The 26,696-nt window shown below is 71.7% G+C and carries 19 protein-coding genes and 1 riboswitch; of the genes, 10 read left to right on the top strand and 9 right to left on the bottom strand.

What is annotated here, in order from left to right; translation table 11 throughout:
- Positions 1-35 precede the first annotated feature (35 nt).
- The gene (locus DEU34_RS03910; RefSeq protein ID WP_121148903.1) at positions 36-1,526 is read left to right on the top strand and encodes an MFS transporter; all 1,491 of its coding nucleotides are present in this window, start codon (positions 36-38) and stop codon (positions 1,524-1,526) included.
- Positions 1,527-1,547: 21 nt separating this feature from the next.
- On the opposite strand, the gene DEU34_RS03905 is transcribed toward DEU34_RS03910, so the two are convergent.
- Genes DEU34_RS03905 through DEU34_RS03890 form a run of 4 tightly spaced genes read right to left on the bottom strand, consistent with a single transcriptional unit; the run spans position 1,548 to position 8,387 of the window.
- Entirely contained in the window at positions 1,548-2,288 is a 741-nt protein-coding gene (locus DEU34_RS03905) for an ABC transporter ATP-binding protein (RefSeq protein WP_259460015.1), read from the bottom strand.
- Entirely contained in the window at positions 2,285-3,181 is an 897-nt protein-coding gene (locus tag DEU34_RS03900; RefSeq protein WP_121148902.1) for an ABC transporter ATP-binding protein, read from the bottom strand. Before DEU34_RS03900 ends, DEU34_RS03905 begins: the two co-directional genes overlap by 4 nt.
- Complete coding sequence (locus DEU34_RS03895; protein WP_121148901.1) at positions 3,178-5,739, bottom strand: FtsX-like permease family protein; 2,562 nt, start codon at positions 5,737-5,739, stop codon at positions 3,178-3,180. The genes DEU34_RS03900 and DEU34_RS03895 overlap by 4 nt, the downstream gene beginning before the upstream one ends.
- Positions 5,736-8,387 (bottom strand): hypothetical protein, encoded by a 2,652-nt coding sequence (locus DEU34_RS03890; protein WP_121148900.1) that lies wholly within the window; start codon positions 8,385-8,387, stop codon positions 5,736-5,738. Before DEU34_RS03890 ends, DEU34_RS03895 begins: the two co-directional genes overlap by 4 nt.
- Before the next feature lie 129 nt (positions 8,388-8,516).
- On the opposite strand from DEU34_RS03890, the gene DEU34_RS03885 reads away from it, so the two are divergent.
- Entirely contained in the window at positions 8,517-10,430 is a 1,914-nt protein-coding gene (locus DEU34_RS03885; protein WP_121149699.1) for an ABC transporter ATP-binding protein, read from the top strand.
- A 998-nt stretch (positions 10,431-11,428) separates the two neighbouring features.
- On the opposite strand, the gene DEU34_RS03880 is transcribed toward DEU34_RS03885, so the two are convergent.
- Entirely contained in the window at positions 11,429-13,306 is a 1,878-nt protein-coding gene (locus tag DEU34_RS03880) for a phosphoenolpyruvate carboxykinase (GTP) (protein ID WP_121148899.1), read from the bottom strand.
- Positions 13,307-13,415: 109 nt separating this feature from the next.
- Here DEU34_RS03880 and DEU34_RS03875 point away from each other — a divergent pair, with 109 nt between their 5' ends.
- The 3 genes from DEU34_RS03875 (at position 13,416) to DEU34_RS03865 (ending at position 16,377) form a co-directional block, all read left to right on the top strand.
- Complete coding sequence (locus DEU34_RS03875) at positions 13,416-14,852, top strand: XRE family transcriptional regulator (RefSeq protein ID WP_121148898.1); 1,437 nt, start codon at positions 13,416-13,418, stop codon at positions 14,850-14,852.
- Positions 14,853-14,886: 34 nt separating this feature from the next.
- Positions 14,887-15,495, top strand: a complete 609-nt coding sequence (locus DEU34_RS03870; protein WP_121148897.1) for a DUF1684 domain-containing protein — start codon at positions 14,887-14,889, stop codon at positions 15,493-15,495.
- A gap of 87 nt (positions 15,496-15,582) precedes the next feature.
- Positions 15,583-16,377, top strand: a complete 795-nt coding sequence (locus DEU34_RS03865) for a transglutaminase family protein (RefSeq protein WP_121149698.1) — start codon at positions 15,583-15,585, stop codon at positions 16,375-16,377.
- A gap of 103 nt (positions 16,378-16,480) precedes the next feature.
- Here DEU34_RS03865 and DEU34_RS03860 read toward each other — a convergent pair whose 3' ends face one another.
- Positions 16,481-17,362 carry a bifunctional methylenetetrahydrofolate dehydrogenase/methenyltetrahydrofolate cyclohydrolase gene (locus tag DEU34_RS03860; RefSeq protein WP_116645979.1) on the bottom strand — a complete coding sequence of 294 codons (882 nt, stop codon included), beginning with the start codon at positions 17,360-17,362 and terminating at the stop codon, positions 16,481-16,483.
- Between the two features lie 105 nt (positions 17,363-17,467).
- A complete protein-coding gene (glyA, locus tag DEU34_RS03855; protein WP_121148896.1) occupies positions 17,468-18,742 on the bottom strand; it encodes a serine hydroxymethyltransferase in 1,275 nt (424 codons plus the stop codon).
- A 70-nt stretch (positions 18,743-18,812) separates the two neighbouring features.
- Positions 18,813-18,914, bottom strand: a riboswitch (ZMP/ZTP riboswitch).
- Between the two features lie 130 nt (positions 18,915-19,044).
- On the opposite strand from glyA, the gene DEU34_RS03850 reads away from it, so the two are divergent.
- The 4 genes from DEU34_RS03850 to DEU34_RS03835 all read left to right on the top strand — a co-directional run bounded on the left by DEU34_RS03850 (position 19,045) and on the right by DEU34_RS03835 (position 22,762).
- Positions 19,045-19,431 (top strand): YrdB family protein, encoded by a 387-nt coding sequence (locus tag DEU34_RS03850; RefSeq protein ID WP_121148895.1) that lies wholly within the window; start codon positions 19,045-19,047, stop codon positions 19,429-19,431.
- Positions 19,428-20,801, top strand: a complete 1,374-nt coding sequence (locus DEU34_RS03845; protein ID WP_121148894.1) for an FAD-binding oxidoreductase — start codon at positions 19,428-19,430, stop codon at positions 20,799-20,801. The genes DEU34_RS03850 and DEU34_RS03845 overlap by 4 nt, the downstream gene beginning before the upstream one ends.
- Before the next feature lie 14 nt (positions 20,802-20,815).
- A complete protein-coding gene (locus tag DEU34_RS03840) occupies positions 20,816-21,211 on the top strand; it encodes an NUDIX domain-containing protein (RefSeq protein ID WP_310793499.1) in 396 nt (131 codons plus the stop codon).
- 96 nt (positions 21,212-21,307) lie between these two features.
- Complete coding sequence (locus DEU34_RS03835) at positions 21,308-22,762, top strand: L,D-transpeptidase family protein (protein ID WP_121149697.1); 1,455 nt, start codon at positions 21,308-21,310, stop codon at positions 22,760-22,762.
- Between the two features lie 199 nt (positions 22,763-22,961).
- On the opposite strand, the gene DEU34_RS03830 is transcribed toward DEU34_RS03835, so the two are convergent.
- On the bottom strand, positions 22,962-25,178 hold the full coding sequence (locus DEU34_RS03830) for an NADP-dependent isocitrate dehydrogenase (RefSeq protein ID WP_121148892.1): 2,217 nt from the start codon (positions 25,176-25,178) through the stop codon (positions 22,962-22,964).
- A gap of 160 nt (positions 25,179-25,338) precedes the next feature.
- Between DEU34_RS03830 and DEU34_RS03825 the strand changes: the two genes are divergently transcribed.
- The gene (locus DEU34_RS03825; RefSeq protein WP_121148891.1) at positions 25,339-25,791 is read left to right on the top strand and encodes a GNAT family N-acetyltransferase; all 453 of its coding nucleotides are present in this window, start codon (positions 25,339-25,341) and stop codon (positions 25,789-25,791) included.
- A gap of 114 nt (positions 25,792-25,905) precedes the next feature.
- Here the strand turns inward: DEU34_RS03825 and DEU34_RS03820 are convergent, their stop codons facing one another.
- A complete protein-coding gene (locus DEU34_RS03820) occupies positions 25,906-26,694 on the bottom strand; it encodes a lytic transglycosylase domain-containing protein (protein ID WP_121148890.1) in 789 nt (262 codons plus the stop codon).
- Positions 26,695-26,696: the final 2 nt, after the last annotated feature.

Below are 26,696 nucleotides of genomic sequence, written 5' to 3'. Positions count from 1 at the left end.
CGTGCGTCTCCTCGTGCTGATCGACAGGCCCTCTCTTGACCTCCCCCGCATCCTCCCCCTCCTCCACTCGCGCGCCGTCCAAGCCCGCCAACCCGCGCTCGCGCGTCATCACCGCGAGCCTCGTCGGAACGACGATCGAGTTCTACGACTTCTACGTCTACGCGACGGCGGCCGTGCTCGTCTTCCCGATCCTCTTCTTCCCCACCGGCAACGACACCACGGCCCTCCTGCTGTCGTTCAGCGTGTTCGGCGCCGCGATGATCGCACGGCCGATCGGCGCCATCGTCTTCGGGCACTTCGGCGATCGGTTCGGCCGCAAGGCGACCCTCGTCGCGTCGCTGCTGACGATGGGCGTCGCGACATTCCTCATCGGGTGCCTCCCCACGCACAACGAGATCGGACCGTGGGCGGCGTTCCTCCTGCTGGTCATGCGGCTCGCCCAGGGCTTCGCACTCGGCGGCGAGTGGTCGGGTGCGGCGCTCGTCGCCACCGAGAACGCCCCGAAGGGCAAGCGCGCCTGGTACGGCACGTTCCCCCAGCTCGGCGCGCCGATCGGCTTCATCATCGCCAACACCGTGTTCCTGCTGATCAACTTCGCCCTCCCCCACCCGGGCGGCGCCGGCCAGCGCTCGGCCGACTTCCTCGCCTGGGGCTGGCGCGTGCCGTTCCTCTTCTCCGCCGTGATGGTGATCATCGGTCTCTGGGTGCGCCTGAAGCTCGTCGAGTCGGAGTCGTTCACGAAGGCCGAGGCGAAGGGCACGATCCGCAAGTTCCCGCTCGCGGTCGTCGTGCGCCATCACTGGAAGGCGCTCATCCTCGGCACGTTCATCATGCTGGCGACCTACGTGCTCTTCTACCTGATGACCAACTTCACGCTGTCGTACGGCACGAAGGCGGCGAGCCTCGAGACGGCGGCCGCCGCCGCGCAGACCGCGGCTGCGAACGGGGGTGCGCCCTACGACGCCACGGCGTTCGCCGCACAGTTCTACCCCGGATTGGGCTTCGGCTACACCGACTTCGTCATCATGCAGATCATCGGTGTCGTCTTCTTCGGCATCTTCACGCTGCTCTCCGGTCCGATCGCCGATTCCATCGGACGCCGACGGCTGCTGCTGTGGGTCACGGGCGCGATCATCGCCTTCGGCCTCACGTTCTCGATCTTCCTGCTGCCGCAGGCCGATCCGAAGTTCACGGGTGCGCTCACGCAGGCGTTCCTCGTTCTCGGGTTCATGCTCATGGGTGCGACGTTCGGACCGATGGGCGCGCTCCTGCCCGAGCTCTTCCCGACCAACGTGCGGTACTCGGGGTCGGCGATCTCGTACAACGTGTCGTCCATCCTCGGAGCGGCGCTCGCGCCGATCGTCGCGCTGTGGCTCTGGCAGATGGGTGACGGCAACCCGTGGCTCGTCGGCATCTATCTCTCCGCGATGGGCGTGCTGACCTTCGTCGCCCTGCTGCTGTCGAAGGAGACGAAAGACATCGACTACGACGAGAACCTGGGGCTCGGCGCCACCGGCTCGCTATAGAAGAGCCGCGGAAGGCGGATGCTACGCGGGCGCCTCGCCCCGCAGCATCCGCCTTCTGCGTGCCTGGGCACGAGAGGTCGGCGCGAGGGCGCCGAGTCGGCCGTCGTGGATCTCGATGACCCGATCGGCGATCGCGGCCAGCTCGGGATCGTGCGTGGTGACGACGGCGGCCATGTCGTCGCGGTGCACCCGTTCGGCGATCAGCTCCATCACCGTGCGAGCGCTGGCGCTGTCGAGCTGGGCGGTCGGCTCGTCGGCGAGCAGCACCCGCGGGCGGTGCACGAGGGCGCGGGCGATGGCCACCCGCTGCTGCTGCCCGCCCGAGAGCTGATCGGGGCGCTGACGGGCGTGCGGGGTCAACCCCACCGCCTCGAGCGCTTCCGCCACCCGCGCCCCGCGCTCGGTGACGGGCGTGCGCGCGATCCGTAGCGGCAGCTCGACGTTCTCCGCCGCGGTCAGCATCTCCACGAGCGCGAAGTCCTGTGCGATGAAGCCCACGGTCTGGGCCCGCAGCCCGGCGAGGTCGGTCTCGGACGCCCGCGTCACCTCGACGTCGTCGATCCACGCCGTGCCGGCATCGGGCACGTCGATGCCCGCGAGCAGCGACAGCAGGGTCGTCTTGCCCGAACCCGACGGGCCTCGTACGACGACGACCTCTCCCGCCGAGACGTCGATGTCGATCCCGTCGACGGCGACGGTGCGCAGGGCTCCACCGCCGAAGACGCGCACGAGTCCCTCGGCGTGCACCATGCGACGCGTCATCGCGGGTCTCCGTCCGGCTGATCGCCGGCGTGGATCTCGATATGCCGCTCGCGGAACCCCAGGCGCACCCGGTCGTGCATACCGAGACGGGCGAGCTGATCCTGGGGCAGCTGGAGGCGCCCGGCGCGGTCGAGGACGGCGAACTCCTCCGAGATCCCGCGCTCCACTCCTGCCTCGTCGATGCGCGTCGAGCGCAATACCTCGGTGGAGGTGCGCCCGTCGCGGATCTGCACGGTGCGGCGCACGTGATCGGCGACGTCGGGATCGTGGGTGACGATGAGCACCGTCACCCCGCTCTCGACGTTGACCGAACGCATCGCCTCCAGCACCTGCGCGGAGCTGCGCTCATCGAGCTCGCCCGTCGGCTCGTCGGCGAAGAGCACCTCGGGGGCGTTGACCAGCCCCACCGCGATCGCCGCGCGCTGGCGTTCCCCGCCCGTGACCTGCGCGGGATCGCGCTCGGCGATCGCGGTGATGTCGAGCAGCCGCACGACGTCGTGCACCGCCTGAGCGCGGCGCCGTCGCCCCCCGCCGGTGAGGGAGGCCGCCAGCTCGATGTTCTCGAGGATCGACAGGCCCTCGACGAAGTTTCGGGAGGTCTGCTGCCAGATGAAGCCCGCCGCCTCCCGCCGGTATCGCGCACGCTCCCCCGCATTCATCGACATCAGGTCGTGGTCGCCGACCCGCACACGCCCGGCGCTGGCGACGTCGAGGGCCGAGAGGATGCCGAGGAGCGTGGACTTGCCCGATCCCGACGCCCCGACGATGGCGGTCAGCTCCCCGCGGTCGACCCGCAGGTTCAGGCCCTGGAGCGCCTGCACCTCGACGCTCGCGCTGCGATAGATCCTCACGACGTCGGCGCAGTCGATGAGGGGTGGATGCTGGGCGTTCATGATGCTCCGTTTCGAGCGGGGACGCGGCGTGCGCGCCGGAGGCCGGGGAGGGCGGCGACCATACCCGCCGCGATGAGAATGCTCATGCCACCCGTGGTCGCGAGGGCGACGGCGAGAACGGGGAAGGCGGAGCCGGCCGCCGTTGCGGTGACCCCGGCGATGCCGGCGACGTCGGTGGCGGCCGCCACCAGCGAAGAGACCGCGATACCGACGACGGCCCCCACGAGGGAGCCCGCCACCACCACCGGCACGACCTGCCAGAGCACGGGAAGGGCGCCCCCGCGCGGCGGCATCCCCAGGAGGCGCAGCACGGCGCGCAGACGCTCGCGCTCAGGGCCCACGGCCACGACGGCGGCGAACAGGGCGAGCGCGGCGAGACCGAGCGGCACCACCGCGCCCGCCCAGAGCACGCCGGTCAGCACCACGGCCGATGGGCGCGCGGCGGCCTCCGCCCGCACCTCGTCGGCGACCGTCACCGTGGCGTCGTCCCCGGCGATCGCCCGGAGGCCGGCCGGAGTGTCTGCGGGGGCATCCGCCGCGAAGGAGCACAGCACCCAGACGGGGCCCGAGAGCGCCTCACCCGCGAGGGTGCGCTCGTCCACGAGCACCCACCGCCCCTCGTCGGACGCCGGTAGTCGAGCGGACACGACGCGCGCGTCGACCGGGATGTCATCGCCGATCTCCAGCGTTCCGTCCACCCCGCCTGCAAGCTCGGGACCCACCGCGATCTCGCCCGGCTGCAGCACGGGGAGATCGGGCCGGAGCGCGTGCAGCGCTGCGGTGTCGGTCACGAGCACGTCGGCCGATCGTGACCGGCCGTCGTCGGTCAGGCCGACGCCTCTCGCGACCCTCACTTCGACGGCGTCGGCCACCCCCGGCACGGCCCGGACGTCTCCGAGCGCCGCACCTGCGCCCGAGACGGATACGATCCGTGCGTCGGCTCCGACGGCGTCTCGCGCGACCGTCGTGAGGGTGTCGGCGAGGGCCTGCCCCGCGATCAGCGACGACACGCACGCCGACAGCGCGACGACGATCGCGACGAGCGGCGCCACGGCTGCCGGGCGCCGGGTGGCCCACGCCCGCGCGACACCCGCCCCCGCCGACGCGCCGTTGCGGCGCACCCGCTCGATCGCGCGGAGGCCGTACGGCAGGATCCGGCCGGCGAGCACCCCCGCCGCGATCGCGATCCACGCGGGTGCGGAGACGAGGAAAGGGTCTGCCCCCGCATCCGAGGGCGCGAACCCTCGCACCGCGAGCAGCGCGGCCGCACCGGCGCCGAGGGCGAGCACGAGGAGGTCTCCCCCGACGCGCACCGAGCCGCGCCAGGCCGGGGGCAGCGGGGCCGCCCTCACCGCGCCCCACAGGATGGCCGCCAGAGCGACGATCGCCGCACTCCCGATATCGCCGGGACCGACGGGTCCGGGGAGGGCGACGACCGCGACGGCGACCCCGATCGCCGCTCCCGGCACCGCGGCGACCGCCGTCTCCATCGCGGCGTCACGGATGGTGCGACCGACGCTCGCTCCGCGCGCGGACAGCAGCGCACGACCGACCGCTCGACGGTCGGCGAAGCTCCGTAGGGCGTTCCCGACCGCCACGACGACCGCGCCCAGGACGCCCGCGGCCAGCAGCCACGCCAGCGCCGACGTGTTCGCCGATGTCGTGACGACGCGATCGAGGATCGGTGGGAGTCGGGAGTTCACGCTGAGCGGCTGGCCGCTCTGCAGGGCGGCTCCGGAACTCATCGCCGACCGGATCGCCGAGGTGAGCTCGCCGATATCCGATGCCTCGAGACCGGCCGACGACACCGGGTACCAGGCCGAGAACTGCGCACCGAAGACGAATCCGTCGAGCGCATCGAGACTGGCGGGATCGATCAGGGCGCCGATACCCAGCACGGCGGTGCCGCTCTGCAGGCGTTCCTCGGTGATGTCGTCGAACACCTCGCGGTGCCGGAGCGCGACCGCGTCGCCCGGTGCGGGCTCGACGACCTCGGCGACGATCATCTCGAGGCCGGCCGAGCTCAGGCGGTCGCCCACGGCGACACCCATCCGCGACGCGGCCGAGTCGACGAGCGCGATCTCGAGCGGCCCCACCCCCGTCCACGTCGCCGGGGCGGCACCCTCGATCGTGCGCGCGCTCGAGAGGGCCTGCGCGTCGACGCCCAGGCGCACCCGGACGGGATCGTCGCCGTCGGCGCCCGTCTGATCGAGGAGGAGCCCTGCGAGCACGATGTTCGTCGTCGCCTGGCCGGTGGCCCCGGCGAGCGGTTCGCGCAGCCGTGCGGGGAACTCCTCCGCCGCACGGGCGAGAGAGCGCGCGAGAAGACCTCCCCCGTCGGCCTCGGCCCATTCGCCGCTGAGGGTGATCTCCGAGGCGGAGGAGCGGTTCGGGTCGAGCGCAGCCGCGAACTGCTCGTCGTTCGACACCGCCAGAGCACGCGGCAACCCGACCACGCCGACCACGAGCGCGGCGATGAGCACAGCGGTGAGGACGAGCGGCGCGATGTGCGGAGCGATCCGCCGCCGGAAAAGTCGCGCGGAGACGAGCCGGGTCATGAGCGCGACCCCGGCCCCGGTGCGCGCGGCTCACGCCACGCGACGACGGCGACCACCAGGGCGAGGGCCCCGAGGAACGACACCGCAGACCATGCGAGCGCGATGGTGTCCACGACGGGAGCGGCGAGTCCGAGGGCCTCGCTGGGCGCCGCGCCCCGGGCGAGGGACGGCACGAGGAGAGCGACCACGACGGCGCCCGCCATCAGCCCCACGACGACGCCCACCGCGACGACGGCGAAGCGCTCCGCGGCGCGCGCGGCCCTGCGACGGCGCTGGTCGAGCCCGATCCGTCGCAGCGCGTCCGCTTCCGCGGTCTCGGCGGCACGCCCCGCCAGGGAGACCGCGGCCGTTCCGAGCAGCGCCAGGAACGCCGCAGCCCCCGCGCCCCACCACATCGCCACCGGAGCGGCGGCGAGGATGTCGCGAGCCGGGTCTACCGCCGTCCCGTCGATGCGGACGCCCTCCGGCACGACCCTCCGCAGAGCCGCAGCGGTCGACGCCGGCGCTCCGGCCGGCCCGATCCAGGCCGCCGTCGGCGACGGGGCGTCGTCCGACCAGGCGAGAGATCCGACGACCGGCGCCCACGCGTCGATCATCACGGCGACGGCGTTGTCAGCGCCCGGGATCGCGGGCGTCACGGCGGCGATCTCGACGGCGGTCGTATCGAGGCCCCAGAGCGTCAGGGAGAAGCGGTCACCGAGCGTCAGCCCCGTCGCGTCGAGGAACGCCGTGGTGACCACCACGGGCAGCGGGCCGGCGTCGGGGCCCGCCAGGAAGCGCACGGAGGGCGCCCCGTCGAGGATCGCCGCCTCGAGCCGGGCATCGCGCCCCGTGTCGATCGGGTACGGCTCGGAGAACGGACTCGCGACCACCCACCCCGCGGGGTCGAGCCGCTCCCCGTTCGCGCTCACCTCGACCTCGACGGTCGGCGCGCCCCGCTCGTCTCCGGTGGCGGGCGGTGAGATATCAATGGCGAACAGCCGCCACCCCCCAGCATCCGCGGGTGCGATCAACGCCACCGTCGCCTCACTCCCGGCGGAGGTGCCGCCCACCTCCACGACGAGCCCGTCGGCGTTTCCGAGGAAGGCCGACACCGTCGTACCGGGGGTCGCGCCGTCACCCGACAGAGCGACGTCGATCATCGCGCCACCCGCCACGGGCCACCCCGGCGGAGTCCGGGGGGCGATGATGTCGGCCCACCCTCGTCGTAGCTCCGCGGGGGCGTCGGCGAGCTCGGCCACGGCCGGGGCGGTGACCGCCAGCACCGACACCGACTGCGCGGCCAGCGACTGCTCGGTCGTGCGGATCGGCGCGACCCTCGTCACCTCGTCGAGAGCACCCGCCGCCGCGAGGTCGTCTGCGTCGATGCCGCGGCCACCCGCATCCATTCGCACTTCCGTCCCCCAGCGCGCCGACGCCACCGCGTCGTACCGCGCCGTCCACGATCCGCCGTAGCCGGCCACGACGATCAGCTGACCCACGGCCAGGGCGCACAGCAGCAGCGGGGTGACCGACACTGCCCCTCTGCGGAATGCGCCGCGGGTCCACACCGCGGAGAACCAGGAGGCCCGCCGGTCGACGGCGCGGTCGATCGGCGAGCGCAGCAGCGACACCAGCAGCAATGCAACGATCGACAGGGCTGCGAGAGCGGCGGCCGGCGCGAGGAGGATCGCGGGGTTGGTGCGTGCCGCCTCGGCGGACAGCGGCGACGCGCCGAAAAGCAGAAGCTGCCACGACGTGAAGCCGGCGAGTGCCACGAGCAGAGCGACGGCGACGACGCGCACCGCTCGCCGCGCCCGAGGGCTCTCGGCGGTATCGGGTCGCTCGAGCCTGCGCACCCCGGCGAAGGCGTGACCCGCGATGAGTGCCACCGCGATCGGCACGACCGCGATGGCACCGGCGACCGCCGCCCATCCGGCAGCATCCAGCGGCAGGCGGCCGGCGACCGCGGCTCCGGTCAGCGCGCCGACGGCGGCGCCGACGACGACGGCGACCGCGCTCGGCAGCGTGGCGTCGCCGACGAGGCGGGTCACGCGCGCTCCCCGAGACCACAGCAGCGCCGACCGGCGCGCACCGCGGGTCGCCAGCAACCGCGCGATCTCGTTCACGGCGACGAGCGCGATCATCCCCGCGACCGCCAGCGCGATCGGAGCCGCGCCGCGCAGCGCGTCCGACTGCCGCGTCACCGTCAGAGCCGTCGGCACGAGGCTCCCCGAGAAGGCGACCTGCGACACATCGGCGCCGGAGTCGACCAGCGCCGAGCGCATGCGTCGCCAGGCCGCGGGCACCGCCTCGAGGGCCGCGGCGCTGATCTCGTCGGCACGAGGAGCGATCGTCCACCGCAGGAGGCCGTCGTCGGGCCCGGTCCGCGACACGTCGAGGGCGACCCCGACGCCGTCGGCGCCGAGGGTGGAATCGATCGCGCGTCGGACCGCAGCATCCTGTACGTCGACGTCGTCCGCGACCGGCAGCTCGATCGTCAGCGTGACGTCGACACTGCCACCGGCGGCGAGCGTCGCGCGTGCGAGCTCGTCGACCGCGGCACCCACCTGCAGGGGCAGCAGCACGGCGAGGAAGGCAGCGACCGCAATGACCGCTCCCGCCGCCGCCTCCAGCGCACGGCGCGGGAGAAGCGAAGCGAAGTGCACGAATTCTCCGTCGACTCGATGACTCTCCGCACCATAGACCTCGGCGGAGCACGGCGCGACCCGACAGGCCGCGCGCACGAAGTACGGTCGAAGGGATACACCCGAACATCGATCGAACGAGGTACCGGCATGTCCACCCCCGAACGCGCACGCCGCGGCCGCCGCACCCCCGACGACGGCCCCCGCGCAAGCTTTCGTCAGCTGCTGCCGTTCCTCTTCGAGCACAAGAGGGTGCTGGTGATCGTCGCGATCCTGAGCGTCATCGGCGCGGCCACGACACTCGCCCAGCCGTTGCTCGTGGGCCAGGTCATCGAGCTCGTGCAGAACGGCGAGACGCTGGGCGCGCTGGTCTGGGCGATCGTCGCGCTCGTGGTCGTGTCGTCGATCATCTCCGGCTATCAGCACTACCTGCTGCAGCGCACCGGCACCGCCGTGGTCTATTCCAGCCGCCGCAAGCTCATCGCCCGCATCCTCCACCTGCCGATCAGCGAGTTCGACGCCCGCCGCACCGGCGACCTCGTCTCACGGGTGGGAACCGATACGACGCTGCTCTACGCGGTGCTCACGCAGGGTCTCGCCGACAGCGTCGGCAATGCCCTCATCTTCGTCGGAGCGATCGTCGCTATGGCGATCATCGACCCTGTGCTGCTCGTTCTCATCGTGGTCGTGATCGGCGTATCCATCGCCGGTGTCACCGTGCTGTCGGGCCGCATCCGCAAGGCCACGACGACGCAGCAGGAGAAGGTGGGCGAGCTCGCCTCGAGCGTGGAGCGCGCGGTCGGGTCGATCCGCACGGTGCGCGCCTCCGGTGCCACCGAGCGCGAGGAGTCCTCGATCACGGCCACCGCGGGCGAGGCCTACGGGATCGGTGTGCGCATCGCGAAGGTCTCGGCCCTCGTCGTGCCGATCGCGGGTGTCGCGCTGCAGGTCTCGCTCCTCGTCGTGCTCGGTGTCGGCGGATACCGCGTCGCCGACGGGGCCATCACGATCGCCTCGCTCGTGACCTTCGTGATGTTCCTGTTCTTCCTCGTCGGCCCGCTCGGCAGCTTCTTCGGCGCGATCACCTCGGTGAACCAGGCGCTCGGCGCGCTCGGGCGCATCCAGGAGGTCATCGACCTGCCCGTCGAGTCGCAGGACGACGCGGCGACCGCGGCACGCGTGACGGCGGATGCTGCCGCTGCCCCGGCCGACTCCGACGCCGCGATCGAGTTCCGCGACGTGCACTTCGCCTACCCGGAGAACGTGGTCGCCGCTCGCCGCAAGGCCGAGACCGAGGCCCTCGCCGCGCTCGAGACCGCCCATCTCGCCACCGCCGCGATCGACCTGCCCGCCGGCGACCCCGACGCGCCTCACGCACTCGACGGCGAGGTGCTGCGGGGCGTGTCGTTCACCGTGCCGCGCGGTGCCCGCATCGCCCTCGTCGGTCCGTCCGGTGCGGGCAAGAGCACGACCCTCTCCCTCATCGAGCGCTTCTACGACCCGACGGCGGGCGCGATCCTCCTCGACGGCACCGACGTGCGCGCCCTCGACCGCGCCGAGCTGCGGAGCCGTCTCGGCTACGTCGAGCAGGACGCCCCGACCCTGGCCGGCACCATCGCCGAGAACCTGCGGCTGGCCTCCCCCGAAGCATCCGATGCCGACATCGAGCGCGTGCTGCACGCGGTCAACCTCGGCGACGTGCTCGATCGCAATCCGCTCGGGGTCGATGCGCCCGTCGGAGAATCCGGCGTGATGCTGTCGGGCGGCGAGCGCCAACGCCTGGCCATCGCGCGCGCGCTGCTGGCGGCTCCCCCGATCCTGCTGCTCGACGAATCGACGTCGTCGCTCGACGGGCTCAACGAGCAGCGCATGCGCGACGCGATCGACGCGGTGGCCGCCGGGCGCACGCTCATCGTCATCGCCCACCGCCTGTCGACGGTCGTCGACAGCGACCTGATCGTCGTGCTGGAGAACGGGCGTGTCGTCGGTCAGGGCACGCACTCCGAGCTCGTGGAGTCGACGCCGCTCTACCGCGACCTCGCACGGCACCAGCTGCTCGTCTGACGACGCGCACCTGCGCATCCCCTCGCCCCGTCCACGCCGCCTCCTCCGCGCCGCCTCCTCCTCAGCGCCGCTTCCTCAGCGCCGCCTCCTTAGCGCCGACTCCTCCACGCCGCCTCCTCAGCGCCGACTCCTCAGCGCCGCCGGCGTCACGCCGTAACTCAGGATGGATGCGACAGCCCTGCCCGCGGCACCCCGAGAACACGGGCCTGGGCCCTCCGCCAGGAAGAACGAGCCTGAGTTGGTGCGGGAGGCGCCCGCGCCCGCCGCGGCGCGCTGCACCCGACGCCCGCGGATCGGGCACCGCGGCCGGCCACCCGGCACCCGGACCCCCGGCACCCGGGATGCACGCGCGACGGACCTTAACTCAGGATGGATGCGGAAGCCCCACCCGCGGCACCCGTAAATCCGGGGCTCGGCCCCGCCCCGCGGCGAACGAGCCTGAATGAGCGCACCGGGCCGGCGCGCAGGGGGCGGGAGAGCGGGGACCCCGGTACAGAGGACCGGAGTCCCGAGACGACCGGACACCGGGATGCACGCGCGGCAGACGGCAACTCAGGATGGATGCGGAAGCCCCGCCCGCGGCACCCGCGAATCCGGGAGCCGACCCCGCCCCGCGGCGAACGAGCCTGAGTTAGCGCACCGGGCCGGCGTACCGGGTGCCAGGCGCCGGAGAGACGGGCCCACGGTACCCGCCCCCGGTGCGGACTCCGGCCCCCGCGATCGGCTCCCGGGGTACCCGGACGCCGGGATGCGCGCGCGGCAGACCGCAACTCAGGATGGATGCGGAGGCCTGGGCTGCGGCACCCGTAAATCCGGGGGCCGGCCGCGCCCCGCTGCGGACGAGCCTGAGTTAGCGCACCGGGCCGGCGCGCAGGCCCCGCGGCGAACGAGCCTGAATTAGCGCACCGGGCCGGCGCGCCGACCCCGCCCCGCGGCGAACCAGCCTGAGCGGGCGCAGCGCGCGGGGCGGAGGGGTATCCGAGGATGCTGCGAGGGGTTCAGGCCTGCGCGGCGCGGAGGCGGTAGCGCAGCGCCGACAGCTCCGCCGTGAGCGCGGCGGGGATGCGTCCGCCGAACGTGTCGAAGAACTCCTCGGTGAGGTCGGCCTCGTCGAGCCACGACCGAGGGTCGATCTCGAAGAGCTGCTCGAGGTCGGCCTCGGGCACGTCGATGCCGTCGAGGTTGAGGTCGGCGAGCCGCGGGATGCGACCGATGGGAGTGGTCACCGCGGGCACCTTGCCGTCGATCCTGCGGATGATCCAGTCGATGACGCGCGCGTTCTCGCCGAAGCCGGGCCACAGGAAACGGCCGTCCGCACCCTTGCGGAACCAGTTGACCTGGAAGATCCGCGGCGCGTGGTCGAACCGCAGGCTCTGCCCGACCCGCAGCCAGTGGGCGAAGTAGTCGGCCATGTTGTATCCGCAGAACGGGAGCATGGCGAACGGGTCTCGGCGCAGCTCGCCCACGGTGCCCTCGGCGGCGGCGGTCTTCTCGGACGACACCGTCGAGCCGAGGAACACGCCGTGCGCCCAGTCGGTCGCCTCGAGCACGAGCGGCACATTGGTCGCGCGGCGTCCGCCGAAGATGATGGCATCGAGCGGCACGCCTTCGGGGGTCTCCCAATCATCGGCGATCTGCGGGCACTGGGACGCGGGCACGGTGAAGCGCGAGTTCGGATGCGCGGCGGGGCGCCCCGACTCGGGCGTCCACGGCTCGCCGCGCCAGTCGGTGAGGTGCGGCGGTGCCTCATCGGTCAGCCCCTCCCACCAGACGTCGCCGTCCGGGCGCAGCGCGACGTTCGTGAAGATCGTGTTGCCCCAGAGGGTCTCGACGGCCGTGACGTTCGTCGATTCGCCCGTGCCCGGGGCGACCCCGAAGAACCCGGCCTCGGGGTTGATCGCCCACATCCGGCCGTCGGCGCCTCTGCGTATCCACGCGATGTCGTCGCCGAGGGTCTCGACCCGCCAGCCGGGGATCGTCGGGCGGAGCATCGCCAGGTTCGTCTTGCCGCACGCCGACGGGAAGGCCGCGGCGAGGTGGTAGGCCCGCCCTGACGGATCGATCACGCGGATCAGCAGCATGTGCTCGGCGAGCCAGCCCTCGTCGCGCCCGATGACGGAGGCGATGCGCAGCGCGAAGCACTTCTTCGCCAGGATCGCGTTGCCGCCGTAGCCCGAGCCGAACGACCAGACCTCGAGGGTGTCGGGGAAGTGCACGATGTACTTCTCGTCGTTGCACGGCCACGCCGCATCCGCCTGCCCGGGGGCGAGGGGTGCACCGACCGAGTGCACGGTGCGCACCCAGGGCGCGCCGTTCTCGATCTCGCGCAGCACGGGTGCTCCGACGCGGGTCATGATGCCGATCGATGCGACGGCGTAGGCGCTGTCGGTCAGCTGCACGCCGATGTGCGAGAGCGGACCCCCGACGGCACCCATCGAGAACGGTACGACGTAGAGCGTGCGGCCGCGCATCGATCCGGCGAACAGCGACGTGAGCGTGCCGCGGATCTCGTCGGGTGCGACCCAGTTGTTCGTGGGGCCGGCGTCGTCCTCGTTCTCGGAGGCGATGAACGTGCGCGCTTCGACGCGGGCGACGTCGCCGGGGTGGGTGCGGGCGAGGTACGACCCCGGCCGCCATTCCGGGTTGAGTTTGATGAGCTTGCCCTCGGCGACGAGCTCGCGCATGAGGGCATCGTGCTCGGCGGCGCTGCCGTCGACCCAGTGCACGCGATCGGGCTTCGTGAGCGCGACGACCTCGTCGACCCAGAGGCGCAGGGCGATGAGACCCGGCGACGTCGACGGGGGCGGCGACCCGCCGGCGGGCACGGCCGCGGGCGACGTCGACGGGCGGAAGGTGAGAGTGTCGGCGATGGCCATGCGAGCTCCTTCGAAGAGAACGGGGTTCCTCCTTAGATTGACCGTTCCGTCGGCGTCTTTAGGAGAAAAATCTTGATAAGAATCGAGTTTCTTTCGCTAGGATCAAACAATGACGTCTCCCGCCTTCGAGCTGACGACCCTCGGGCACCGCATCCGTCATCACCGCCTCGCGTGCGGGCTCACCCTGGACGAGCTCGGCGCTCAGGTCGGGGTCGCGGGCAGCCAGCTGAGCCTCATCGAGAACGGCAAGCGCGAGCCCAAGCTCTCGCTGCTGCAGGAGATCGCGCGGGCGACCTCGACGCCCATCTCCGAGCTGCTCTCCGCCGAGCCTCCGAACCGGCGGGCGGCGCTGGAGATCGAACTCGACCGCGCGCAGGCCAGTCCGGTGTTCCGGCAGCTCGGCCTGCCCCCGGTCAAGGTCACGAAGAGCATGTCCGACGACACGATCGAGACCGTGCTCGGACTCCACCACGAACTGCAGCGTCGCGAGCGGGAGGCCATCGCCACCCCCGAAGAGGCTCGTCGCGCGAACACCGAGCTGCGCCTGCGCATGCGCGGCGTCGACAACTACCTGCCCGACGTCGAGAAGCTCGCCGAGAAGCAGCTCAAGAGCGCCGGACACGTCTCCGGCGCCCTCACCCACCGCACGGTCAGCATCATGGCCGAGCAACTGGGGTTCGAACTGCTCTACGTCGACGACCTGCCCCACTCGGCGCGCTCGGTCACCGATCTCGAGAACGGCCGCATCTACCTCCCCCCGGCCTCGATCCCCGGCGGGCACGGCCTTCGGTCTATGGCGCTGCAGGCGATGGCGCACCGCCTGCTCGGCCACCGCCCGCCCACCGACTACGCCGACTTCCTGCAGCAGCGGTTGGAGATCAACTACTTCGCGGCGTGCTGCCTCATGCCCGAGGGCAACTCGGTGGCCTTCCTGCATCAGGCGAAGAAGGATCGCGACCTCGCGGTGGAAGACTTCCGCGACGCCTTCGGGGTCACCCACGAAGCCGCCGGCATGCGGATGACGAACCTCCTGACGCAACACCTCGGGATCAAGCTGCACTTCCTGCGGGCCGACGGCTCAGGGGCAATCTCTCGCGTCTACGAGAACGACGGCCTCCCCCTCCCCGCCGACGTCACCGGTGCCGTCGAAGGCCAGCGCGTGTGCCGACGCTGGTCGGCGCGCACGGCGTTCGCCGAGAAGAACCGCACGACCGAGCACTACCAGTACACCGACACCCCCGCCGGCACGTTCTGGTGCTCCACGCAGACGGGCACGACCTCCGACGGCGACTTCTCGATCACGGTGGGGGTGCCCTTCGACGACGCGCGGTGGTTCCGAGGCCGCGAGACGCAGACCCGCGCGGTGTCGCGCTGCCCCGACGAGTCGTGCTGCCGCAGGCCACCGGCGGAGTCGGCGAGCCGATGGACGGGCAAGGCCTGGCCGAGCGCCCGCGTTCACCGCCACATGTTCTCGCCGCTCCCCCGGGGCGACTTCCCCGGCGTCGACGACACCGAGGTCTTCGCCTTCCTCGATCGCCACGCCTGAGCCACCCCGCCGCGGCGCGGCCTAGGGTCGGAGTATGCAAGCCCTCGAGATCGTCGACTGGCGCCGCCGCGTCTTCGCCCTCTACGCCGCGGTGCGCGAGCACCCCGACCTCTCCGCCGCGCACGACCTGTGGCGGCGCGGTCGCGATGAGCTGTTCGCGCAGCATCCGGCTTCGCCCCTCCTCGACGACGACCGCGGCGCTTTCACCGGCCTGCGCGTGCCGCCGTACGACCCCGAGTGGCGGTTCACCTGCCGGATCGAGCCCACCGACCCGCATCGTATGGAGGTCGAGACCGGCACCGACGGCTCCGTGCCGTTCGAGCGCATCGGCCGCGTCGACGTTCCCGGCGTGGGCGGTCTCGACGTGTGGCGGCTCGCCTCGTACGGCGGCGGGGTGTTCGTGCCCGTCAAGGATGCCCTCAGCCGCGTGCCCGGCGGCACCTACGGCGGCGGGCGGTACCTGCTCGACACCATCAAGGGTGCCGACCTCGGGGGTTCGCCCGACTCGCTCGTGCTCGACTTCAACTTCGCCTACAACCCGTCGTGCGCCTACGACCCGATGTGGGCCTGCCCGCTGGCCCAGGTCGGCAATACGGTCGACGTCGAGATCCCCGTCGGCGAGCGCTACGGAAGCGCGCGCTGAACTCGCTCGGACCGCGACGAACGACGCCCCGAGATCTCGGGACGGATGCTGCGACCCGAGCGAGCGCGGGTGTGGCACGCTGTGCGCATGAGACGTGACGTGACCAGCAAGATCGTGCTCGACGTGACCGGACAGGCCGACCTGGTGTTCGCGGTGGCGGTCTCGTCCCACTACGCCCCCACGACCGAGGAGTTCACCGCCTCGATCGACGGACGCCGGATCGACCCGTCGGTCGTCGACGATGCCCACGGAACGCGTCTGCACCGGCTGAGCGCCTCGCCCGGCCGCCTGGAGGTGCGGTATCGCGCGACCGTCGGCGAGGGGGAGGTCGCCACCGCGACCGAGACCGACCTTCTGGTCTACACCCGCCCGAGCCGGTACGCCGAGTCCGACCGGCTGCTGCCGACGGCCGTGGCCGAGTTCGCGGGCATCACCGACCCCGTCGACCTGCTGGCCGCCGTGTCGTCGTGGGTGGGCACCGAGCTCGCGTACGTGCCCGGGTCGAGCCTGCCGACCGACGGGGCGGTGCGCACCCTGCTCGACCGCCGCGGCGTCTGCCGCGACTACGCCCACCTGTGCGTCGCGCTGCTGCGCGCGCTGAACGTGCCCGCCCGCCTGGCGGCCGTGTACGCCCCCGGGCTGCACCCTATGGACTTCCACGCGGTGGCCGAGGCGTGGGTCGACGGCGCGTGGCGGATCGTCGACGCGACCACCCTCGCGCCGCGTCAGACGCTCGTGCGCATCGCGACGGGGCGAGACGCCGCCGACACCGCGTTCCTCACCATCATGTCGGGCTTCGCGAACCTCGTCGAGATGGAGGTCACCGCGACGGCGGAGTCGCTCCCCCTCGACGACATCACCCGGCTGGTGCAGCTCGCCTGACCGCGATTCGCGAGGCCGGGGCCGGAGAACCGCACCTGCGTCGGAGGATCCCGCGCGCATCGTCCGACGCTGCGACGACCCTCCGACGCGCGGAAACGCCGGGTCAGGCCGTGGCGCGCTCCGCCGCCTCGACGACGTTGGTCATGAGCAGCGCCACCGTCATGGGGCCGACCCCGCCGGGGTTGGGCGAGAGGTACCCGGCCACGTCGGCCACACCGGGGTGCACGTCGCCGTATACGCGGTTCTTGCCCGTCTCGGGGTCGGTCTCGCGCGTGACGCCGACGTCGAGCACGGCTGCGCCGGGCTTGACGTGCTCGGGGAGCACGATGTGCTTGACCCCGGCGGCGGCGACGATTACGTCGGCCTGACGCAGGTGGTGACCGAGGTCGGTCGTGCCCGTGTGGGTGAGGGTGACGGTCGCGTTGTATTCGCGGCGTGTCAGCAACAGCCCGATCGAGCGGCCGATCGTGACACCGCGGCCCACGACGACGACCTCCTTGCCCGTGAGGTCGTAGCCGTTGCGCACCAGCAGCTCGATGACGCCGCGAGGCGTGCAGGGCAGCGGCGTGGTGATCGGCGCGTTGACGTTGAGCACGAGGCGTCCGAGGTTGGTCGGGTGCAGGCCGTCGGCGTCTTTCGCGGGGTCTATCCGCTCGAGGATCGCGTCGGTGTCGATGTGCTTCGGAAGCGGCAGCTGCACGATGTAGCCGTGGCACGTCGGGTCGGCGTTGAGCTCGTCGATGGTCGCCTCGACCTCGGCCTGGGTCGCCTCGGCGGGCAGCTCGACCTGGATCGAGTTCATGCCGATGGCCTCGGACTCGCGGTGCTTCATGCCGACGTACAGCTGCGAGGCCGGATCGGCACCGACCAGCACCGTCGCGATGCCCGGCGTGACGCCCTTCGCACGGAGGGCGTCTACGCGCTCGCGCAGCTCCGCCTTGATCTCGGCTGCCGCCGCCTTGCCATCGAGCTTCTGCGCGGTCATGTGTTCTCCTCGTGTCGTCGTCGACGGTCGAGAGCCCGGCTCCCGCAGATCACTATGCCCGTAGGTATAGGTCCACGGCAACCGGGCTTCCGAACCTCTCGGTCTTTACTGAGTCAGACCCGGGTACAGCGGGAAGGCTGCGGCGAGCGCGGCGACGCGGGTGCGCAGGGCCTCGACATCGGCGTTCGGCAGGAGCGCCAGGGCGATGATGTCGGCGACCTCGGTGAACTCCTCGTCGCCGAAGCCGCGCGTCGCGAGCGCCGGGGTTCCGATGCGCAGACCGGAGGTCACCATCGGCGGGCGCGGGTCGTTCGGCACCGCGTTGCGGTTGACCGTGATGTGGATCTCGTGCAGCAGGTCTTCGGCCTGCTTGCCGTCGATGGCGGCCTCGCGCAGGTCGACCAGCACCAGGTGCACGTCGGTGCCGCCCGACCGCACGGCGATGCCGGCGGCGGAGACGTCGTCGCGGGTGAGGCGCTCGGCGACGATCGCCGCGCCGCGCACCGTGCGCTCCTGACGCTCGCGGAACACCGGCGAGGCGGCGAGCTTGAACGCCGTGGCCTTGGCGGCGATCACGTGCATGAGCGGGCCACCTTGCTGGCCGGGGAACACCGCGGTGTCGATCTTCTTCGCCAGCGCGGCGTCGTTCGTGAGGATGAAGCCCGAACGCGGGCCACCGATCGTCTTGTGCACGGTCGACGACACGACGTGGGCGTGCGGCACGGGGCTGGGGTGCAGGCCCGCCGCGACGAGGCCGGCGAAGTGCGCCATGTCGACCCACAGGAGGGCACCGACCTCGTCGGCGATCTCACGGAACCGGGCGAAGTCCAGCTGACGGGGGTAGGCCGACCAGCCGGCGATGATGACCTTGGGCTGGTGCTCGATCGCCAGTCGGCGCACCTCGTCCATGTCGATGAGCGAGGTCTCGGGGTCGACGCCGTAGGCGACGATGTTGTAGAGACGACCCGAGAAGTTGATCTTCATGCCGTGCGTCAGGTGGCCGCCCTGGTCGAGCGAGAGACCGAGCAGCGTGTCGCCGGGGCGGGCGATCGCGTGCAGCACGGCGGCGTTGGCGGTCGCACCCGAGTGCGGCTGCACGTTGGCGAACTCCGCGCCGAACAGGCTCTTCGCCCGCTCGATCGCGAGCTCCTCGGCGACGTCGACCTCCTCGCAGCCGCCGTAGTAACGGCGACCGGGGTAGCCCTCGGCGTACTTGTTGGTGAGTACCGATCCCTGCGACTGCAGCACCGAGACGGGCACGAAGTTCTCGGACGCGATCATCTCGAGGTAGCCGCGCTGACGCTCGAGCTCGCGCTCGAGCACCTCGGCGATCTCGGGATCGACCTCGGAGAGGGGGGCGTTGAATGACGGGTCGGACACGGGCGGACTCCTCGATCGTCGGGTGGTTACTGCGGTTGCAGTCGGCCCGCGGAGCGCGCCGACGAACATCCACATCGGCCCAGGCGAGCGGTCGAATGCCATCGTGCAGAAGGCGAAAACAGTGTCGCTCCCCGGTGGTCCTCCACCTTGAACGCCAGTCGCGACAGGTCAGATCATACCGGATGCTGCTGTCCGGCGACCCGCGCCGACGAGCCCCCTCGGCGTGCCGGTCGTGCCCGTTTCCCGATCCGTCCCCGACCGCGGCCTCCGCCTCGCGGCGAGACGGATCGTAGACTGGTGGCATGCCCGAAACCCCGAATGTCCGCGCCGAAGCGCCCCTCCAGCCGGGGATGCGACCGCGGCCCTCGGCCGCCGAGATCGGCGCCTTCCTCTGCGGCCTGTTCGCCTTCGCGACCCTCGCCCTGTGGGGCTTCCTGGCATGGCCGCTCCCTTGGAACATCGTGTTCGGCATCGCCGCTCCCGTCGCGGCGATCCTCGTGTGGGCGCTGTTCGTCTCGCCGCGCGCGGTGTTGGCCGTGCACCCGTTCGTGCGGGCGATCGTCGAGCTGCTCGTGTACGCGGCGGCGACCGTGGCCTGGTGGAACATGGGCCAGGTGTGGGTCGGCATCGCCTTCGCGATCGTCGCCATCACGTGCGGCCTGTTCGCCGGCCGGCGACGACTCGCATGAGCGTCGACGTCGTCGGGCTGCTCCGAGACGCCCTCGGCGACCTCGTCGACACCTCCGCCGATGCGCTCGACGCCGCCCGCGCCGACAAGTCGGGCCACGCGGCCCCCGACCGGCCGCTCGCTGTCGTGCACGCCGAGTCGGTGGCCGACGTGCAGCGCGTGCTGCGGATCGCCTCGGAGACCTCGACCCCCGTCGTCACCCGCGGCGCGGGCACGGGGCTCGCCGGCGGCGCCAACGCCGGGGGCGGCGAGATCGCCCTCTCGGTGCGCCGCATGAACCGCATCCTCGAGGTGCGCCCCGATGACCTCCTCGCGGTGGTCGAGCCCGGCATCCTCAACGCCGAACTGAACGACGCCCTCGGTCTCCAGGGCCTGTGGTGGGCCCCGGATCCGGCCAGCCGGGCCATCTCCACCGTCGGCGGCAACATCGCCACGGGCGCCGGCGGACTCCTGTGCGCCAAGTACGGCGTGGTCCGCGATGCCGTGCTCGGGGTCGACATCGTGCTCGCCGACGGGCGGCTCATGAAACTCGGACACCGCAGCGTCAAGGGCGTGACGGGCCTCGACCTCACGTCGCTCGTGATCGGCTCCGAGGGCATCCTCGGGGTCGTCGTCGCCGCCACCCTGAAGCTGCGTCGTCTCGTGGAGGGCGAGATCGTCACGATCGCGGCCACCTTCCCCGACGTCCGCACCGCGGCCGCGGCATCCGCCGCCGTCACCGCCTCGGGCGCGCAGCCCGCGATCATGGAGCTCATGGATGCGGCGTGCCTGGCCGCCGTGCACGCGCTCCTCGGTCTCGACGCGCCCGCCCCCGGCGTGGCGCAGCTCACCCTCCAGACCGACGGCCCCGCCGCCGCCGCGGAGGCTTCGAGGATCAACGAGGTGCTCTCGGCCGCCGGGGGCACCGTGCGCGTCGCCGCCGACCGCGAGGAGGGCGAACGGCTGCTGATGATCCGTCGTTCGATGCATCCCGCGATGGAGACCCTGGGGACCGCCCTGATCGAAGACGTCTCGGTGCCGCGCAGCGCGCTCCCGGCGATGTTCGACGAGATCGCCCGCATCGAGCGGGAGTTCGGCATCGTCATCCCCACCGTCGCCCACGCCGGCGACGGCAACCTGCACCCGAACTTCGTCTTCGACGGTCCGGAGGTGCCCGAGCACATCTGGGCCGCGGCCGACGCCCTGTTCCACGCCGCCCTCGACCTCGGCGGCACGCTCACCGGCGAGCACGGCATCGGCGTGCTCAAGCGACGCTGGCTCGCCGACGAGCTGGGCGCCGATCAGTGGGAGCTGCAGCGGCAGGTGGCTCGCGTGTTCGATCCCGCCGGGATCCTGAACCCGGGCAAGGTCTTCGAGACGGCCTCCCGGTGACCGCGGAGGTGCACGTGAGCGCCGCCGTCGTGCTCGACCACGAACGGCGCGCGCTGCTCGTGCGCAAGCGCGGCACGCACACCTTCATGCAGCCCGGCGGCAAGCCGGAGCCCGATGAGACCCCGGCCGAGACGCTCGCGCGCGAGCTCCTCGAGGAGGTCGGGCTGAGCGTCGATGCGGCTGCGCTCGAGCCGCTCGGGCAGTTCCGGGCGGATGCGGCGAACGAGCCCGGATTCACCGTCGTGGCGCACGCGTTCCGTGTGCGAGAAGCGGTCTCGGCGTCGGAGGTCACCATCGGCGCAGAGATCGAGGAGATGCGCTGGTTCGGTGAGGCCGAAGCATCCGTTCTGCCTCTCGCTCCGCTGAGCCACGTGCTGCTCCCCCTGGTCTGGGGCGCGTCCCGCGAGTGAGCCCGGCGCACTTCGTTGTGCCACCGTGATACGGATCGCCCCCGCAGGCCCACCCCTGCGGACTACCATGGAGTCATCAAACGGGGGGTGACCGACATGACCGATCTCGTCACGAGACCGGATGCCGACGCAGACGACCGCGATAGAACGACCGTCGACGGCGGCACCGACGGTTCCGCCCCCACGGTGGCGTGGGCCCCCGTCGAACCCGGCCGTCCCAAGAAGAAGCGCACCGCGCTGTGGATCGGCCTGCCGGTGGGCGCGACGCTCACCGCACTGATCGCCGCCTCCCTGGTTCTCATCGCCCCCGGCGCCTCCGTCGCGGGCGTGCCGGTCGGCGGACTCACCGCCGGCGGCGCCGCCGACGCGATCTCCGCCCGCCTGGCCGAGACCACCGTGGTGCTCGACAGCCCCGACGGCACCTTCGAGGTCACGGGTGCCGACCTCGGTGCGAGCGTCGACGCGAGGGCCCTCGCCGACGCCGCGTTCGCCGAGAACCCGATGTGGAACCCGTCGACCTGGTACCCGGGCAGCAGCGACGCCGCGGTCACCATCGACCAGGCGACCGCCACGGCCGCCCTCCAGAGCACCGCCCCCGACCTCTACGTCGCCCCCGTCGACGCAGCCGTGACGTTCGACGCCGCATCGGCGAGCTACGTCACGACCCCCGCGGTGCCGGGCGAGGGCGTCGACCTCGCGACCGTGCAGGCCGCCCTGCAGACGGCCTTCGACAGCGGGCAGACCACCACCACGATCGACGCCGCGCCCGTCGCCGTCGACGCCCTCGCGACGACCGACGAGGCCGACGCCGCCGTGGCTGCGCTCAACAGCGTGCTCGAGACGGTCGGCTTCTACGTCGGCCAGGAGCGCACCGTGCCCGTCGACCGCACCGTGGCCGCGTCGTGGCTCACCGTGTCGTCCGAGGGCGGCCAGTTCTCGTACACGGCCGACCCCGCGCTGATCCAGGCGAGCGTCGACACGCTCCCCGCAGCCGTGAACCGCGACGCCGTCAACGCGAACGTCATCACCGACTCCTCCGGCGGCGTCCTGCTCGAGCAGGTCGCCGGCGTCACCGGTCGTGCCCTCGAGTCGACCGACGGCATCGCCTCCGCTTTCGCGAGCCAGCTCGCCGAGGGCAACGGCGTGTTCCCGCTGACCGTGGCCGAGACGCCGTTCGCGACGACCGCCACCGAGCGCCGCCTCGAGGTCAACCTGAGCACACAGATGACCTACCTCTACGAGAACGACCAGGTGCTGTACGCCTGGGCATCGTCGACCGGACTCCCGAGCAGCCCGACGACACCGGGCTCGTTCCGCATCGGGTGGAAGACTCCCCTGCAAGACATGGGGTGCTTCCCCGGCGCGACGTACTGCACCGAGAACGTGCCGTGGGTGGCCTACTTCAATGGCGACGAGGCCTTCCACGGCGCCTACTGGCACAACAATTTCGGCAACGTCATGAGCCACGGCTGCGTGAACCTGCCGGTCGCCTCGGCCAAGTTCCTCTACGACTGGGCGCCCAAGGGCACCGAGGTCTGGGTGCACTACTGAGTTCGGCCGAAGGGGCGGATGCTGCGAAGCATCCGCCCCTTCTTCGTACCCGGGTGCGCTCGGCCGGCGTCCGACTCGTGCGCCCCTCGAAGCCGCGCTCCCCCGTCTCGCATCGCGTCCGCTACCGCGACCGGTGCAGGCCGCGTGAAACGACGAGGAGCGGATGCCTCGCAGCATCCGCTCCTCGTCGTTCGGGGCGTCAGACGGCGTCGATGATGCCGTTCAGCGTCGTCGAGGGACGCATGACGGCCTCGACCAGCGCGGGGTCGGGCCGGTAGTAGCCGCCGATCTCGGCCGGCGTTCCCTGCGCCGCGGCGAGCTCGTCGACGATCGTCTTCTCGTTCGCCGCGAGCGCCTCGGCGACCGGGGCGAAGACCGCCGCCAGCTCCGCGTCGGTGGTCTGCGCTGCGAGCTCCTGCGCCCAGTAGAGCGCGAGGTAGAAGTGGCTGCCGCGGTTGTCGATCGCGCCGATGCTGCGTCCGGGCGACCTGTCGTTCTCGAGGAACGTGCCGGTGGCCGCGTCGAGCGTGTCGGCGAGGATCTTCGCACGAGCGTTGCCGGCGCGGTCGGCGAGGTGCTCGAGCGACGCCGCGAGGGCGAAGAACTCACCCAGCGAGTCCCACCGCAGGAACCCCTCCGCGACGAGCTGCTGCACGTGCTTGGGGGCCGAGCCTCCGGCGCCGGTCTCGAAAAGTCCGCCGCCCGCGAGCAGGGGCACGATCGAGAGCATCTTGGCGCTCGTACCGACCTCGAGGATCGGGAAGAGGTCGGTGAGGTAATCGCGCAGCACGTTGCCGGTGACCGAGATGGTGTCCTCGCCGCGACGGATGCGCTCCAGCGAATAGGCGGTCGCCGCCTCGGGCGCGAGGATCTCGATCGTGAGGCCCTCGGTGTCGTGGTCGGCCAGGTAGGTGCGCACCTTCTCGATGAGCCGCGCGTCGTGCGCGCGGGTCTCGTCGAGCCAGAACACCGCGGGAGTGTCGCTGGCACGGGCACGGCTCACCGCGAGCTTCACCCAGTCGCGGATCGGGATGTCTTTCGTCTGCGTCGCGCGCCAGATGTCGCCCTGCGCGACCTCGTGCTCGATGAGCACGTCGCCGGCCGAGTTCGTGATCTGCACGACACCGGGAGCGGCGATCTCGAAGGTCTTGTCGTGGCTGCCGTACTCCTCGGCCGCCTGAGCCATGAGGCCGACGTTGGGCACGGTGCCGATCGTCGCGGGGTCGAGCGGGCCGTTCGCGATCACGTCGTCGATGGTCGCCTGGTAGACGCCCGCGTACGACGAGTCGGGGATCACGGCGAGCGTGTCGTCCTCGCCCCCGTCGACACCCCAGAGCTTGCCGCCGTTGCGCACGAGCGCCGGCATCGACGCATCGACGATGACGTCGGAGGGCACGTGGAGGTTCGTGATGCCCTTGTCGGAGTTCACGTACGACAGGCTGGGTCCCGATGCGAGGTCGGCGGTGATCGCCGCGGCGATCTCGTCGCCCCCCTCGATCGACGACAGGCCGGAGAGGATCGCGCCGAGTCCGTCGTTCGCGGTGAGTCCGGCGGCGGCGATGGCGTCGCCGTAGCGGTCGAAGACGTCGGCGAAGTAGGCCTTCACGACGTGGCCGAAGATGATGGGGTCGCTGACCTTCATCATCGTGGCCTTGAGGTGCACCGAGTAGAGCACGTCGTCGGCCTTGGCCGTCGCGAGCGTCTCGGCGAGGAACGCGTCGAGGGCCGTCGCCGAGAGGAACGTGGCGTCGACGATCTCGCCGGGCAGCACCTTCAGGCCGTCGCGCAGCGTGGTCACGGTGCCGTCGGCGGCGACGTGGCGGATGTCGAGCACGTCGTCGCCGGGGATGACGACCGACTTCTCGTTCGAGCGGAAGTCGTCGTGCCCGAGCGTCGCGACGCGCGTCTTCGAGCCCTGCGCGAACGGCTTGTTGCGGTGCGGGTGCTTGCGGGCGTAGTTCTTCACCGACAGCGGCGCACGGCGGTCGCTGTTGCCCTCGCGGAGCACCGGGTTCACCGCGGAGCCCTTGATGCGGTCGTAGCGGGCGCGGGCGTCCTTCTGCTCCGTCGTCGTGGGCTCGTCGGGGTAGTCGGGCACGTCGAAGCCCTGCGACTGCAGCTCGGCGATCGTGGCCTTCAGCTGCGGGATTGAGGCGGAGATGTTCGGGAGCTTGATGATGTTCGCTTCGGGCAGCGTCGCGAGACCGCCGAGCTCTGCCAGGGCGTCGCCGACCTGCTGCTCGGGGCTCAACCGCTCGGGGAACGCGGCGAGCACGCGCCCGGAGAGCGAGATGTCGCGGGTCTCGACGTCGACGTCGGCGTGCCGCGCGATCGCCTGCACGATCGGCAGGAACGATGCGGTCGCGAGCGCCGGGGCCTCGTCGGTGTGGGTGTAGATGATGGTGGAGTCAGGCACGTGTCGTCTCTCCGTCAGGCGTCGTTGTCACCCGTCGATATCGAGCGTCGGGGTCGAGAATCAGCCTAACGCAACCGGGAAAATATCTTGATGTCGAGATAGTTGACACGGGCCGTCAACTCGTTTCCCGCGGCACGCTCTTCCCGGCTAGCCTGTCGTCATGGCAGACCTGCGACTCGTCGAACTGTCGGCCGCCACGATCGTGGCCGTCAACACGCTGTCTCTCAAGCCCGGGCAGGAGCAGTTCCTTGCTCCGCTGAGCTACGGGATCGCCGCCACCGTGGTGAATCCGCAGACCTCGTGGCAGCGCGTCGTGCTCGACGGTGACGAGGTCGTGGGTTTCGTCAGCGCGAACTTCGACCCCGAAGCATCCGTGGAGCACTTCCGTTCCGTGCTCTGGCGCATCAACGTCGACGCCGACGACCAGGGCCGCGGCATCGGGCGTTTCGCCGTAGAACGCCTGCTCGACGAGGCCCGATCGCGCGGGCTCGAGCACGTCGACGTGATCTACGAGTCGGGCGAAGAGGGCCCGGAGGCGTTCTTCCAGCGCGTCGGCTTCACCCCCGTCGGCGAGACCGAGTACGGCGAGATCATCGCCCAGGCCCACCTCTGACCGACGCCGACGCTTCACCGGCGTCGGAGAACCGCACCTTCGTCGGAGCATTCGGGCCGCAGCCTCCGACCCGGGTGCTCTTCTCCGACGCCGATGCGAGGTGGATGCTGCGTCTCAGCCGGCGTCGAGCGCGTAGCGGTTGGCGACCGCGGCCACGTCGTCGACGTAGACATCGAGGTGGTTGTAGCTGAACACCGCCGCCCGCCAGCCCTCGGTGCTCGTCATCGAGCCGGAGTGGCAGAGGTAGCGCGCCGCCGCCAGCGCCGCGTCGTCGATCTGGTTCGGGTCGGCCGCGCCGTCGCCGTTCGCGTCGGCACCCCAGCGCGCCCAGGTGTCGGGGATGAACTGCATCGGGCCCACGGCGCGGTCCCACACGATGTCGCCGTCCCATGCTCCGCCGTCTGTGTCGCGCAGGGCGGCGTTGCCGTCGCCGTCGAGCTGCGGGCCGCGGATGGCGGGCGACGGGTAGCCGTCGTCGCCCAGTGCGGCTCCCCCGTGACGGCCGTGGTCGGTCTCGACCGAACCGATGCCCGCGAGCGTGTTCCACCCGATGCCGCATCCCGGCTGCTCGGCGTCGACGACGAGATCGGCCAGGGCGTAGGCCTCCAGCGCCCGCCGCGGGATGCCGATGGCGGCCGCGACGCGTGCGCTCCACGCCGCATCCACCGTGACCGCGGGGGCACTCGCCGGCGACGGGCCGGCGACCGACGTCTGACCGCCGACCTGGCCCGACACCTCGGTCGCGGCGGCCGGCGAATCGACGCGCGGGGCGTCGGCCCGCGTCGACGCGGTGTTCACGGTGGCGAGCCACGCCCCCGCGACGACCAGGAGCACGACCCCGGCGATCAGGCCGAACCACGTGAGGCTCGAACCGCGCGTCGGGATCTCGTCGTTCGATGTCACGG

It is taken from the genome of Microbacterium sp. AG1240, assembly GCF_003635115.1.
Classification (GTDB): Bacteria; Actinomycetota; Actinomycetes; order Actinomycetales; family Microbacteriaceae; genus Microbacterium.
The sequence above is the reverse complement of the archived record's forward strand: the minus strand, read 5'-3'. Positions and strand labels throughout refer to the sequence as shown.